Source organism: Bacillus cereus group sp. BceL062, from assembly GCF_051780025.1.
Lineage (GTDB): Bacteria > Bacillota > Bacilli > Bacillales > Bacillaceae_G > Bacillus_A > Bacillus_A toyonensis.
Window position 1 is genome coordinate 300,037 of record NZ_JBPWGY010000007.1, and the last position, 12,986, is coordinate 313,022.

Below are 12,986 nucleotides of genomic sequence, written 5' to 3' on the forward strand. Positions count from 1 at the left end.
TTATTCACGAATAAACTTGTGAAATATTTCACAAACAATGGGATTCATGTAGGACGGTAACTCTATTTTTTTTCGCTAATCGGGACTTCTTATGACCTATAGGGACTTATAAAGACCGTGATAACAGAATAGGAGGAAATTTACATGGTAGTCAAAGAGAAAGTTGTAAATGAAATGCAAGAGGTAAAAGAGATGATTGATACGTTAGTAAATAACGGTCAAGAAGCTTTACAAGCATTAGAAAGTTTTACACAAGAACAGATTGACAACATTGTTCATGAAATGGCACTAGCAGGTGTTGATCAACATATGTCGCTTGCAAAATTGGCTGTTGAAGAAACAGGCCGTGGTGTCTATGAAGACAAATGCATAAAAAATATTTTTGCCACTGAATATATTTGGCATAGTATAAAGCAAGATAAAACGGTAGGAGTTATTCATGAAGATCCTCATGAAGAAATAATAGAAATTGCGGAACCAGTCGGTGTAGTAGCTGGAGTAACGCCAGTAACGAATCCAACGTCAACAACAATGTTTAAAGCATTAATCGCGATAAAAACGAGAAATCCAATTATTTTCGCATTTCATCCTTCTGCACAAAATTGTTCCGTTGCAGCCGCCAAAACAGTATATGATGCAGCGGTGAAGGCGGGTGCGCCAAAGCATTGTATTCAATGGATTGAAAGACCATCTGTCGAAGCAACGAAACAATTAATGAACCATGATGGTGTCGCACTCGTTCTAGCAACTGGAGGCGCTGGTATGGTGAAATCGGCTTATTCTACTGGTAAACCAGCACTAGGTGTAGGTCCTGGTAATGTACCGTGTTATATAGAGAAATCAGCACATGTAAAACGAGCTGCTAATGATTTAATTTTATCGAAAACATTTGATAACGGTATGATTTGTGCATCGGAACAGGCAATCATTATCGATAAAGAAGTTTATGATGATGTCAAAACAGAAATGATTGCAAATAATTGTTACTTTGTAACAGAGGAGGAGAGAAAGAAATTAGAAAAGCTCGTTATAAATGAAAATACATGTGCAGTAAATAGTGATATTGTAGGGAAATCTGCACAGTATATTGCCGAATTAGTTGGGATTACTGTGCCTGAACATACAAAAATACTTGTAGCTGAAATTAAAGGAGTTGGGGCAGCGTATCCACTATCTCGTGAGAAACTGAGCCCAGTATTAGCTTGTGTAAAAGCGAATTCATTAGAAGAAGGATTTACATATTGCGAAGAAATGTTGAATCTTGGAGGTTTAGGGCATTCAGCAGTCATTCATTCTACAAATAAAGAAGTACAAAAACAATTTGGTTTACGTATGAAAGCTTGCCGTCTTATTGTAAATGCACCTTCATCACAAGGCGGAATAGGTGACATATATAATGGGTTTATTCCATCGCTTACACTGGGTTGTGGTTCATATGGGAAAAACTCAGTTTCTCAAAACGTAACAGCGACTCATTTATTAAATATAAAAAGGCTGGCAAATAGAAAAAAGAATATGCAGTGGTTCAAGTTGCCACCAAAAATTTATTTTGAAAAACATGCTACGGCGTATTTAGCAAATATGCCTAATATTTCACGCGCATTTATTGTAACGGATCCAGGAATGGTTGAGCACGGCTATGTAGACACAGTTACGCACTATTTACGTAAGCATGCAAATGATGTGAAAGTTGAAGTGTTCTTTGAGGTCGAGCCAGATCCGTCAGATGAAACTGTTTTTAAAGGTGCGGAAATGATGAGAAGCTTTAAGCCTGATGTAATTATTGCACTTGGTGGCGGTTCAGCTATGGATGCGGCAAAAGGGATGTGGTTATTCTATGAGCATCCAGAAACATCATTCTATGGCATTAAACAGAAATTTTTAGATATAAGAAAACGTACATGTAAATATCCGGAATTAGGAAATAAAGCGCAGTTTGTTGCCATTCCAACAACATCAGGAACAGGGTCAGAAGTGACACCATTTGCGGTTATTACAGATAAGAAAAATAATATAAAGTATCCGCTTGCAGATTATGAATTAACACCAGATGTAGCGATTGTTGATCCGCAATTTGTAATGACAGTACCACCACATGTAACAGCAGATACTGGTATGGATGTTTTAACACATGCAATTGAGGCGTATGTGTCTGTTATGGCAAATGACTATACAGATGGATTAGCATTAAAAGCTATTGATCTCGTATTCAAATATTTACCGAGAGCATATAAAGATGGAAATGATGAAGAAGCAAGAGAAAAAATGCATAACGCTTCTGCAATTGCAGGGATGGCATTTGCAAATGCTTTCCTCGGTATTAATCACAGCTTAGCACATAAGATTGGACCAGAATTCCATATTCCGCACGGACGCGCAAATGCCATTCTAATCCCGCACGTAGTCCGCTATAACGCTATTAAGCCAAGAAAACACGCATTGTTCCCAAAATATGAGTACTTTGTGGCAGATGAAAGATATGCACATATAGCGAGAATGCTCGGGCTTCCAGCAAGTTCGGCAGCAGAAGGGGTGGAATCACTTGTCCAAGCAATTATTGAGCTTGGAAAAAGCTTGAATATTAATATGAGTATTATGGGGCAAGGAGTCGATAAAGAGAAATTTGAAGAGGTTGTTGGAGTATTAGCAGAACGGGCTTTTGAAGACCAATGTACAACAGCTAATCCGAAATTACCGCTCATTTCAGAGTTGAAAGAAATTTATATGGAAGCATATAAAGGTGTGGAATAGATAGGAAAGAGTCGCAATTAAGCGGCTCTTTTTCTTTTGGAAAACATCTCCCCTAATGGCTGCATTTACTTGTCTTTCAGTTTCATAGAATATGATACAGTGAAATGGAGGAGTGAGAATATGATGAAAGAATTACAAGGGAAAATAGAAGATTATACTCGGTTCGGACAGATCCTTCTCGCTGTAAGCACATTGTTAATGGTTGGCTTATCGATTCCGAATGGAGCAAAAGAAACGATACAATTTGTTGTTATGATGGGGAGCATCGTTATATTTTTAAGTCTATCGTTCTTTTTCTTTCAGCGTGTAAAAGTGATGCGTGACCAGTTGGAGGAAAATGAATGTGAGTAATAGTATTAAATAAAGCGCTACAAAAAGAAAGGATTTTTTTGTAGCGCTTTTTGTTTTTTTTGAAGAAAATGTATGCGTTTTTGTTGACAATGATAATCCTTATCAATTAAAGTAGAATAGTAGTTAATGATTATCATTATCAATTAGAGGTGGAAGAATGAAAAAGTCTATTACGCTATTTACAGCGATTTTATCTGTTTTTTTCTTATTAATAGGTTGCAATGCAAAGGGAAACGACAAAGCATCTGCAACCAAAACAGAAAAAGGAAAAGAAAAAATCGAAATTACCGACCTTTCGGGAAGAAAGGTAACATTCGATAAAACACCAGAGAGCTTTGCAACATTAAGTATGGGTGATATGGATATTATTCATGCTTTAGGCGGAAAGATTATAGGTCGTCCAGATACGAAATTAACTCTTCCGGAGGAGTTAAAGAAAGCGCAAGTAATTGGGAATGCACATCAGCCGAATTTTGAGCAAATTGCTAGCTTAAAGCCAGATGTACTTGTTGCTAACAATGGATTCCAAAAGAATGTTCCAACGGTTGAAGGTCAAGGGACGAAAGTAGTCATTTCTACTGCAAATTCTGTACAAGATATTCAAAAGAATATTGAAATATACGGAGCAGTAATGAAGAAAGAAGATAAAGCAAAAGAACTGAATCAAAAAATGAATGATCAAATGAAGAAATATGAGAAAAAGAGTGATGTGAAAGCATTGCTAGTGTATGGAGCACCAGGAACTTATTTAGCAGCATTACCAACATCTCTGTCAGGTGACATTTTAGAGAAAACGGGCGGAAAAAATATTGCAGCTGGTTTTCCAGAAATGAAAGAATATCCGCAATATGCACAGCTAAGTGTAGAACGTATTATTGAGGCGAATCCAGATGTAATTTATTTAATTACACACGGAGACCCGAATAGCGTGAAAAAAGCATTTGAAGGCGAAATGATGAAAAATGAAGCGTGGAAAAATTTAGATGCAGTAAAACAAAATCGTGTAGTTATTTTACCACCAGACTTATTTGGATCAAATCCTGGAACAAAAGTAACAGAAGCTATGGACTTTATGTATAAAAGTATACAAGATGTAAGGAAATGATAAGTATGGAGAGTAATGAAGTAGTAAGAGAAAAGGAACATCCTTTTGCGAAAAAAAGATGGGGAATAGCAGTTATTTTAGTCGTATTAACGATTCTAGGTCTTTTTTACGGTCTTTTCGCGGGAAGTTTATCCTTTTCTTTACGAGACATCCTAACAGGGATGCAAGATGAAGGTTCGATAGTTCATCGAATTGTATGGGATCTTCGTATACCAAGGGTGCTCGTTGGATTTATAGTAGGAACGTGTTTAGCGGCATCAGGTGCATTATTGCAAGGGGTTATGAGAAACCCTCTTGCAGACCCTGGTATTATCGGGGTTTCATCTGGAGCGGGTCTTGTAGCAATTATAATTATGATTTTATTTCCTCAGCACATGGCTTTTTTACCGCTAGGGGCGTTTTTAGGAGCTTTCATCACAGCAATGGTCATCTATGCTTTATCATGGCAAAAAGGGGCACCACCTTCAAGAATTGTCTTAGTAGGTGTGTCGATTAATGCATTGATTGGTGCAGCAACGTCAGCATTAATGTTATTACATAGTGACAAAGTACAATCTGTTTTACCGTGGTTAGCTGGTGGCATTGGTGGTGTAAGCTGGGCACATTTAAATATGATTATTTATTATGCGATATTTGCTATTATATTAGCCTTCTTTGGTATTAAGCATATTCGAGTATTAATGCTTGGAGATGAAATGGCAAAGTTATTAGGACATAACGTGGAAAAAAGTCGTTTTTATTTAATCGTAGTAAGTACATTATTAGCTGGAATAGCAGTTAGTGTTTCTGGACTTATTGGGTTTGTCGGTCTTGTTGTACCGCATATGCTACGTTTATTAGTTGGAAATGATTATAAATATTTGCTGCCTCTATCATGTCTTGGCGGCGGGGTATTACTTGTTTTTGCGGATGCGATAGCTCGAAGTTGGTTCGATCCAATCGAATTGCCTGTTGGTATTTTATTATCCTTCTTAGGTGGTCCGTTCTTCTTATATTTAATTCATAGAGGAGGAAAACAACGTGATTTCCGTTGAAAAAGTGTTTTACGCACATTCTGAAAGATTTCAAATGCAAAATATGAATGTACATATTAAAGCTGGAGAAGTTGTTAGTTTAATTGGACCGAATGGATCGGGGAAATCTACTTTGCTTCGTTTAATGGCAAGGCTACTTAAACAAAGCGAAGGGGAAATCATTTTAGATGGGAAAAATATTCATACGATGAAGAGTGCCGATGTAGCGAAGCAATTAGCGATGTTACCACAAATGCATGATCATCAATTAGATTTAACAGTGAAAGAATTAATTGAATTTGGAAGAGGCCCCCATAAATCATGGAGTGTTCGCTTAAATAAAGAAGATGAAGAAATTGTTAATTGGGCATTGTCTGTTACAAATCTTGAAGGGTATGAATATCGTCTTTTACAATCTTTATCAGGAGGAGAAAGGCAGCGTGCTTGGATTGCAATGACGCTAGCACAACGCACGAATGTTTTATTATTAGATGAGCCAACAACTTTTTTAGATATCGTTCATCAGTTGGAAGTAATGGAACTTGTGAAACGATTAAATGAGGAGTTTGGTATGACAATTGTAATGGTTTTACATGACATTAACCAAGCTACTCAATATAGTGATCGTTTACTCGTATTAAAGCGAGGGAAGATTCAGTATGACGGTGTACCAGAAGAAGTATTATGTCATGAAATGTTTCAATATGTATTTGGTATAGAAGTGGATATTTTTCAAGGAAGTGACAAACCATTTTTTACACCGAAACGAATTTCAAAAAAAGGAGAAGAGCGATGCATACAGAAGAGCGTATTACCACTGAGTTAGTAAGAGAATTTGTTATGGCAGCTCACGGAAATTTAGAAAAAGTACAGGAACTGTTGGTTGAATCGCCAAGCTTACTTCATGCCTCTTACAATTGGGGCGGATCAGATTGGGAAAGTGCCTTAGGAGCAGCTGCGCATGTAGGTCGTAAAGATATTGCTCTTTATTTACTGGAAAAGGGTGCTCGCATGGATATTTTTGCTGCAGCTATGCTTGGAGAGTTAGAAGTTGTACAAGCTATTTTAGTAGCACAACCAGAAGCATTACGTGCATCTGGCCCACATGGTATTTCCCTTCTTCAACATGCGCGAATGGGTGGAGAAAAAGCACAGCGTGTGTTTGATTACTTAACAGTGCTGTCTTAATGACCGCAAAAGTTCTTATGTGCGGTAAACTTTTCACTTTCAAATAATTGAAAAGTTTACCGCCCGTTAGAACGGGATAAGTATCTAGTATATTTGAAAATCCTACACCCCCCTCAATTGTAGTTTTCTTTGTGCTAGTTATGATATGGATGCAGTAGACAATATTTGTCTACTGCTTTTTTTATCGGGTAAAAGAATGAACATTCTGCATTTTTTGTTTCGTTCATTTATAATAGATAGTAATACTTATTATACATGTAAAATATGGTCGTGAAATAAAGAACACATTAGTGGGAAGGAGTGCAGAAATGTTTCATACAGATCGTTTACAAGTTCGCAAATATACAATGGATGATTTACAGTTCTACGCTTCACTATGGGGAAACGAGAAGGTAATGCGCTATATTGGAAATGGGACGTTAAAAACATATATGCAATGCAAAAATAGCTTGGAGGAGTGGGTAATTCCTAATTATAAAAATGGTCTCGGTTTATTTGTAATGATTGAAAAGGAAACGGGAATACGAATTGGTCATGCGGGACTAGTAAAGCAGAAGATAGATGGAAAAGAGGAAATTGAAATTGGTTATTGGTTACTTCCTCAGTATTGGGGAAAAGGGTATGCGAAAGAAGCAGCTGCGGCATTTCGAGACTACGGTTTCCAAGCATTACAAATGAATAAATTAATTTCTCTTATTAATCCGAACCATCCCGCCTCAATATTTGTTGCTAGAAAAACAGGGCTTAGTTATGAGAAAACAACTTCATTTCAGGGGATGGATGTTCTTGTTTATTCGATTAAGCGAGTTGGATGAAAAAAGGTAAATTGCATCTTTTGAAGAATGGTATATAAAAATAAAGGGGGGATTACATGTATATTTACCATAATGGGCTTATTATCCGTGAAGGAACGAATGGAGTACCAGCATATGCAATTAAAACTTTATTTGAAGATGCCGGTTGGAGTAATGATAATATCCCTTCTTGGCAAATTGAAAAGTTTACGCTTGCATTTGAAAATTCAACATGGGCTTTCACAATTTGGGATGAAGAAGAAATGGTTGCGATGGTTAGAGTGATTTCTGATCAAATGATGGTTGCTAACATAGTAAATTTGGTTGTGAAGTGTGAGTATAGGGGGAAAGGATTGGGTAAGAAACTTGTAGCTCTTTGTTTACAAAAGCTTCCCCATGGTGATTGGTTTGCACATACATCTGCGAACAATTTTGATTTTTATAGAAGTTGTGGATTTGAAGTTAGAGAGTTATCCAGAAATGGTACATGTGCGTATTATGGATACCAAGTCGCAAAAAGAGATGGTCATCGGTAAATGGGTGAAAAGTAAAGAAATACAGTTATAAGTATTTCTAATTATTTTTTGTAATAGAAAATGAATTAAGACTCATTTCATGATAAAATGAAAGAAAATTCAGTTTATTATTAGGGGGATAAAAATGAGTATAAAAGTTGGGGAAGTATTTAAATATGAAAGAAGATTTACTGAGGAAGAAGTTTTCGAATTTGCAAATATTACAGGTGATAAAGGGAGACATCATATGGAATATGATGAGAATGGCCGATTAATGGTTCATGGTTTATTGACTGCTAGCATTGGAACGAAAGTAGGCGAAGAGTTACATTACATAGCAAGAGAATTAGTAAGTGAGTTTATTAGACCAGTTTTTACAGGGGATACGATTACTTGTGAATTAACTTTAACAAATATAGAGCAAATGGAAGGGTATAAAAAAGTTTCAATCGAATCAGTTTATCGCAATCAACATGAAAAGACGGTGCTAGTTGGGACAAGTTACGGGATTATACGAGAATAAAAAAGAAGCCTGTTTGAAGCAGGCTTCTTTTTTATTGATTAGTAAACGCGTTTTCGATTCTCCGCATGACTAGAGATAAGTAATAGTGCGGATTCTTTTCCTACATTACGAACAATATGTGGAACGCATGCATTCCAAGAGAAAGAATCACCTTCTTCTACAATTGCAATATCTTCACCATGTTGAACTTCTAGCTTTCCGCGTAATACAAGATGACACTCTTCACCTTCATGGGCATTTGGTGAGTTTTCTTTCGGAAACCCGGCAGGAATTTCTACGAGATTCAGGCGAAGGCCACCTTGCTCCGCAACATGTTCAATTCTTTGCTCATCTTTGCCGTATACACTGTATTTTCGTTCTTCTTTTTTGACAATTTTCAATCGATCTTTTTGTTCTAACAATAAATAGGGAAGGGGAACGTTTAAAAAATTTGAGATCGTTTCTAACGTTGAGATAGATGGTGATGTTTTATTATTTTCAACCTGACTCATAAAGCCTTTAGAAAGACCTGTTCCTTCACAAATTTGTGCAATTGTTATGCCTCTACGTTGACGAATTTCACGTATTGCAGAACCAATATTCATAAAATCAAGCTCCTTTTTGTAAACAACTATTTGTATCATAGCAAAAAAAATATATTTTTTCCCAATGAAAATGAATTGACGAATAAAAAAAATTAGTGTATGTTTTGTAATGTAAATAAAAGTTTTATATAAGAAAACTATAAAGGAGAGAAAGAAATGAATCAACATATTGGTAACTTAATTATTCGTATCGTGTTAGGGGTAACGTTCTTTATGCACGGTTTAACAAAATTCCAATCAGGAATTGACAATATTGCAGGGTGGTTTACAAGCATTGGTTTACCAGGAGGACTGGCATACGGTGTAGCAACATTTGAATTAGTTGGAGGCCTATTATTAATTCTAGGTTTAGGTGTAAGATATATTGGATTATTATTTGCACTTGTTATGGTTGGGGCAATCGTAAAAGTGAAATGGTCAGCTGGTTTATTGGGAGATGGAAAAAATCCTGGTTTCGAATTAGAACTTGCATTATTAGCAATGGGTGCATACTTATTTGTTGCAAAAGCTGATGGTTTTGTAGATAATTTCTTAAAAGAAAAAATGTCAAAGAAGAACTAATTTAAATGGGGGGCTAACAAGATGAGTTTTCAACTTCATCCCGATACAACACTTGATGTAGTTCATTTATACGTATCTAATGTAAAGAAATCACTAGAGTTTTATACGGAAGTACTAAGTATGAAGGTGCTAAAAGAAGAAGAAGCAGTCGTTACATTTGGGAATGAAAATGATGAACCACTTCTTATCATTGAAGAAAAGAAAGAAGCTTTTCCGAAGCAAAGAGCGAGAACAGGGTTATATCATTACGCAATTTTATTACCAAGTAGGCAGGATTTAGCGAATGTTCTTCGTCATCTTGTAGAGATGGTATATCCACTACATGGTGGAGCCGATCATTACTTTAGTGAAGCTCTTTATTTAGCTGATCCAGATGGAAACGGGATTGAAATTTATCATGATCGACAAAAAGAAGTTTGGCGTGATGAGAATGGAGAACTCCCATTTGTTAGTAACCCGTTAGCTGGTGAAGAATTATTACAGCAAGGAAGTACATGGAATGGATTTCCAGCTGGTACTGTGATGGGGCATATTCATTTCCATGTAGCTGATTTAGAGGAAGCGAAACGTTTCTATGTTGATGGTCTTGGTTTTGAAATAACGATCCCAGCTCGTAATGGAGCGTTGTTCGTATCAGCAGGTGGTTATCATCATCATATCGGTTTAAATACGTGGCAAGGTGAAGGGGTACCACCGCAAATGCCAGGTTCTGTTGGTTTGAAATATTTCACAATTGTACTAGCGGATGAAAAACAAAAAGAGCAAGTATGTGAAAGCTTAAAAAATATTGGCAAAATTGCTACGTACAAAGATGGAATATTACAAGTCGAGGATCCATTTGGACATTGTATCCATTTCAGAATAAAAAGAGAAGCCTAAAAAGGCTTCTCTTTTTTTATTTTCTTATAATTGCATTTTCGTTTTGTAAAAATAGTTCATCAAATTGTTTTGCAAGCTCAAAATCTAGTTTCGTTAAACCTTTTGCATTCCAAGATGACAAAGTAATAATAACTGCTTTATACTGGATAAGGATAAATGGATGGTGATTATGTTCTTCTGATAGTTTGGCGGCTTCAGAGACAAATTCGACTCCTTTTAAGTAGTCGGAAAACATATATTTTCGTTCAATCCATTTCTCATCTTTTACCATCCATTTATCTACCTTCAATAACTCCTCGCGAACTTCTTCTTCAGTTAATCTTAGCATCATTTTTCACATCCTTTACCTGCAGTAATGCAAGACCATTGTTAATAAGGCGTGTTACAGCTTCGTCAGTTGTGAAAGTAGAAAGTTGATGTAGTAATGCTGCAGATGTTTCATGCCCTTTGTTATGCTCTAAAAGTAACTCTAATACTTCAAGGCGCAGCAACCATTCTTTCGCATAAAATGTATTTAATACTTCTTGAATTGCTACTAATTGATCGATATGGACGTCGTGTAAAATACCTTCGTTTCGAATATCTCGAACTGTTTGATACATACGTTCAAGTTCATTCAGTACAAGTGGAGCAGGAATTTCTTGTACTTCTTCATCCATTGGGAAAAATGTTGCGGCATCTGCGGCACCTGGGAATACGGAAGTAATTGTTGAACCAACAGCCATATCAAATGCGCCCCATGAAGCATCAAATAGTAAACGATCTTTATAAGTAACTGTACAATCTATAAACGAGATAAGGGCAATTTTATTACCATTCTTTACAATATCAGTTACTGTTCCTTTTACATGAATGTCACTTGCAAAAGTAAAATCTGCACCGTTTCCAATTGTAATGCCTAATGAATGTAACTTTTCTTCTGTACAATCTTCTAGTGCGATATTACCATTTAGTAATCCGATCGGTGTCCCGAATCCATCACTGTGTACAGATGTAGAATGATTTGCCAACTGCTTATTATGAATTGCTAATGCAGTTGGAGAGCTTGTTCGCATGTAAATGACTTCGTCAGCATCATTTTTAATTGTTTCTGTAAATGTACCTGTAATTTGTAATCCGCTACTTAACTCAGTTGTGGCATGATTTTCAGAGTGAATTGCTTTTTCTAATCCTTCTGTACCACCTGTTTTGAATGCCATCGTTTCAGAGAACGTCTCAAGCGCCTCAGTTAACTCTTCAAATGATTGACAAACAAATAGCTGTGGTTGCATTTTTGTCACATCATAAGTTGTCCCTGTGCAAGCTTCAATTGAGAAAGGAACTTTTTCTACAGCATCTGTTAAGCAATGTTTGCTTTCACCGACAGAGGAAAGAAGACCAGCACCGTAAATTTTTGGATCGTCAATATTTCCAATTAATCCGTACTCCACTGTCCACCAGAAAAGACGTGAAATTTGTTCAGCTTCTGATAAACCAGAAACTAAGTTTTGTTTTTCAATTACAGCATTTTCAGCAGCCTTAACTTCATCAGGAGTAGAAGTAGGGCTTTCTTTGACAATCGTTAATGTACGAACAGCTTCAAATGCATCATGTTCTTCTTTTGTAGAGAAAGCTTTTGCACCAATTTGCCCAAAACGTTTCACATATTTTGCATATGTAGGATCAAGTAAAATCGGTGCGTGTCCTGCCGCTTCGTGTACAATATCTGGAGCTGGTGTGTACTCGATATTTTCTACTTTACGAATATCTGTTGCAATTGGTAGTAATCCGTGCCCCTGAAAATCGAAAAATGCGACGCCAGGAATAAGGCCATCAATTGTTACAGCTCCCCAGCCGCTTGGTGCTAAGCATTCATTCATTTCTTCTACCTTTGGAATTGCATCTATATTAATACCAGATGATTGTAGTCCATTCACATAGGCTGGATGGGCAACGTCTTTTAAGAAGCTATGATTTTGTCTCATAATGTAACGCCACACAGCGTGATTCACCGGTGTGTATTGATCATAATGTTGTGTGGATACGAATGGTTTTAAATGCGATGGGATTTCTGTTTTCTTTGTCATTTAGACATCCTCCTTGTTTTCTATAAAATTGAATATGAGTTTCGTATAGCTTATATCACCCCCTTTCAAATTGTAAGCGCTTATAAAATTTTATCATAAGATTCGGAATTATTTAACATTTGTTTCTTTGAGAAATAGAAAAATCCCCTATCGGAACATCCGATAGGGGCGAAAGAATCGCGGTACCACCCTATTTGTAAGTGAAAATACACTTACATCTCAATTCATGATAACGGAAAAACTCCGTCTTTTCCTTCATGCATAAAAGCACTACGAAAAAGAAGCTCCAGAATTGTAATTCGTACTTATATATGTGCTAATTTCCACCGACCACTAGCTCTCTGTAACAGGGATATAATATACTACTGCGATTCTTTCAATGCGTATATATGAAGTTGTATAAAAGGGAAGGACGCAAAAAAGCCCCTATCGGAAAATCCGATAGGGACGATAAAAATCGCGGTACCACCCTAATTGTAAACATAAAAATTGTTTACCACTCACTTTAAGATAACGGAAAGATCCGTCTTCCTCTTCATGCACTATGTGCACTACGGGAAAGAAGCTCCAGAATTGTAATTCACGCTTGTATATGTACTGATTTACACCAACCATCAGTTCTCTGAGACAGGGATATAAGTCGCTACTAGTATTCC

Annotated in this window: 14 protein-coding genes and 2 other annotated features (1 of these 16 running past the window's edge); of the genes, 11 read left to right on the top strand and 3 right to left on the bottom strand. The window is 36.6% G+C overall.

Annotated features, from left to right (window positions below):
* The first annotated feature begins 144 nt into the window (after positions 1-144).
* The 9 genes from adhE (at position 145) to ACS2MN_RS18455 (ending at position 8,240) form a co-directional block, all read left to right on the top strand.
* Positions 145-2,751 (top strand): bifunctional acetaldehyde-CoA/alcohol dehydrogenase, encoded by a 2,607-nt coding sequence (gene adhE / locus ACS2MN_RS18415; RefSeq protein WP_346994380.1) that lies wholly within the window; start codon positions 145-147, stop codon positions 2,749-2,751.
* Positions 2,752-2,874: 123 nt separating this feature from the next.
* Positions 2,875-3,102 carry a YrhC family protein gene (locus tag ACS2MN_RS18420; protein ID WP_043323140.1) on the top strand — a complete coding sequence of 76 codons (228 nt, stop codon included), beginning with the start codon at positions 2,875-2,877 and terminating at the stop codon, positions 3,100-3,102.
* A gap of 157 nt (positions 3,103-3,259) precedes the next feature.
* On the top strand, positions 3,260-4,207 hold the full coding sequence (locus tag ACS2MN_RS18425) for an ABC transporter substrate-binding protein (RefSeq protein WP_000748487.1): 948 nt from the start codon (positions 3,260-3,262) through the stop codon (positions 4,205-4,207).
* Positions 4,208-4,212: 5 nt separating this feature from the next.
* Positions 4,213-5,241, top strand: coding sequence for a FecCD family ABC transporter permease (locus ACS2MN_RS18430; protein WP_000445394.1), 1,029 nt, complete (start codon positions 4,213-4,215; stop codon positions 5,239-5,241).
* On the top strand, positions 5,228-6,046 hold the full coding sequence (locus ACS2MN_RS18435; RefSeq protein WP_000626362.1) for an ABC transporter ATP-binding protein: 819 nt from the start codon (positions 5,228-5,230) through the stop codon (positions 6,044-6,046). Before ACS2MN_RS18430 ends, ACS2MN_RS18435 begins: the two co-directional genes overlap by 14 nt.
* Positions 6,013-6,408, top strand: a complete 396-nt coding sequence (locus ACS2MN_RS18440; RefSeq protein WP_000556700.1) for an ankyrin repeat domain-containing protein — start codon at positions 6,013-6,015, stop codon at positions 6,406-6,408. Before ACS2MN_RS18435 ends, ACS2MN_RS18440 begins: the two co-directional genes overlap by 34 nt.
* Before the next feature lie 236 nt (positions 6,409-6,644).
* A complete protein-coding gene (locus tag ACS2MN_RS18445) occupies positions 6,645-7,223 on the top strand; it encodes a GNAT family N-acetyltransferase (RefSeq protein WP_224993035.1) in 579 nt (192 codons plus the stop codon).
* Between the two features lie 56 nt (positions 7,224-7,279).
* Positions 7,280-7,738, top strand: coding sequence for a GNAT family N-acetyltransferase (locus ACS2MN_RS18450; RefSeq protein WP_000276122.1), 459 nt, complete (start codon positions 7,280-7,282; stop codon positions 7,736-7,738).
* 124 nt (positions 7,739-7,862) lie between these two features.
* On the top strand, positions 7,863-8,240 hold the full coding sequence (locus tag ACS2MN_RS18455) for a MaoC/PaaZ C-terminal domain-containing protein (protein WP_000025016.1): 378 nt from the start codon (positions 7,863-7,865) through the stop codon (positions 8,238-8,240).
* Positions 8,241-8,278: 38 nt separating this feature from the next.
* On the opposite strand, the gene ACS2MN_RS18460 is transcribed toward ACS2MN_RS18455, so the two are convergent.
* A complete protein-coding gene (locus tag ACS2MN_RS18460) occupies positions 8,279-8,824 on the bottom strand; it encodes a helix-turn-helix domain-containing protein (RefSeq protein ID WP_001020691.1) in 546 nt (181 codons plus the stop codon).
* Positions 8,825-8,980: 156 nt separating this feature from the next.
* On the opposite strand from ACS2MN_RS18460, the gene ACS2MN_RS18465 reads away from it, so the two are divergent.
* Positions 8,981-9,385 carry a DoxX family protein gene (locus ACS2MN_RS18465; protein ID WP_001071553.1) on the top strand — a complete coding sequence of 135 codons (405 nt, stop codon included), beginning with the start codon at positions 8,981-8,983 and terminating at the stop codon, positions 9,383-9,385.
* A 21-nt stretch (positions 9,386-9,406) separates the two neighbouring features.
* Positions 9,407-10,264: a VOC family protein gene (locus ACS2MN_RS18470; protein ID WP_088055290.1), complete on the top strand. Its 858-nt coding sequence runs from the start codon at positions 9,407-9,409 to the stop codon at positions 10,262-10,264.
* Between the two features lie 16 nt (positions 10,265-10,280).
* On the opposite strand, the gene ACS2MN_RS18475 is transcribed toward ACS2MN_RS18470, so the two are convergent.
* Positions 10,281-10,595 carry a 4a-hydroxytetrahydrobiopterin dehydratase gene (locus ACS2MN_RS18475; RefSeq protein WP_000979552.1) on the bottom strand — a complete coding sequence of 105 codons (315 nt, stop codon included), beginning with the start codon at positions 10,593-10,595 and terminating at the stop codon, positions 10,281-10,283.
* Positions 10,576-12,330, bottom strand: a complete 1,755-nt coding sequence (locus tag ACS2MN_RS18480; protein ID WP_000163197.1) for an aromatic amino acid hydroxylase — start codon at positions 12,328-12,330, stop codon at positions 10,576-10,578. The genes ACS2MN_RS18475 and ACS2MN_RS18480 overlap by 20 nt, the downstream gene beginning before the upstream one ends.
* 161 nt (positions 12,331-12,491) lie before the next feature.
* Positions 12,492-12,719, bottom strand: a binding site (T-box leader).
* A gap of 51 nt (positions 12,720-12,770) precedes the next feature.
* Positions 12,771-12,986 (bottom strand) — a binding site (T-box leader); it runs 14 nt beyond the window's last position.

Excerpts from the sequence above, each read along its gene's own strand:
- ACS2MN_RS18470 (WP_088055290.1), top strand. The coding sequence starts at position 9,407 with ATGAGTTTTCAACTTCATCCCGATACAACACTTGATGTAGTTCATTTA.
- ACS2MN_RS18425 (WP_000748487.1), top strand. The coding sequence starts at position 3,260 with ATGAAAAAGTCTATTACGCTATTTACAGCGATTTTATCTGTTTTTTTC.
- ACS2MN_RS18465 (WP_001071553.1), top strand. The coding sequence starts at position 8,981 with ATGAATCAACATATTGGTAACTTAATTATTCGTATCGTGTTAGGGGTA.
- ACS2MN_RS18455 (WP_000025016.1), top strand. The coding sequence starts at position 7,863 with ATGAGTATAAAAGTTGGGGAAGTATTTAAATATGAAAGAAGATTTACT.
- adhE (WP_346994380.1), top strand. The coding sequence starts at position 145 with ATGGTAGTCAAAGAGAAAGTTGTAAATGAAATGCAAGAGGTAAAAGAG.
- ACS2MN_RS18420 (WP_043323140.1), top strand. The coding sequence starts at position 2,875 with ATGAAAGAATTACAAGGGAAAATAGAAGATTATACTCGGTTCGGACAG.
- ACS2MN_RS18440 (WP_000556700.1), top strand. The coding sequence starts at position 6,013 with ATGCATACAGAAGAGCGTATTACCACTGAGTTAGTAAGAGAATTTGTT.
- ACS2MN_RS18475 (WP_000979552.1), bottom strand. The coding sequence starts at position 10,595 with ATGATGCTAAGATTAACTGAAGAAGAAGTTCGCGAGGAGTTATTGAAG.
- ACS2MN_RS18430 (WP_000445394.1), top strand. The coding sequence starts at position 4,213 with ATGGAGAGTAATGAAGTAGTAAGAGAAAAGGAACATCCTTTTGCGAAA.
- ACS2MN_RS18460 (WP_001020691.1), bottom strand. The coding sequence starts at position 8,824 with ATGAATATTGGTTCTGCAATACGTGAAATTCGTCAACGTAGAGGCATA.
- ACS2MN_RS18450 (WP_000276122.1), top strand. The coding sequence starts at position 7,280 with ATGTATATTTACCATAATGGGCTTATTATCCGTGAAGGAACGAATGGA.
- ACS2MN_RS18480 (WP_000163197.1), bottom strand. The coding sequence starts at position 12,330 with ATGACAAAGAAAACAGAAATCCCATCGCATTTAAAACCATTCGTATCC.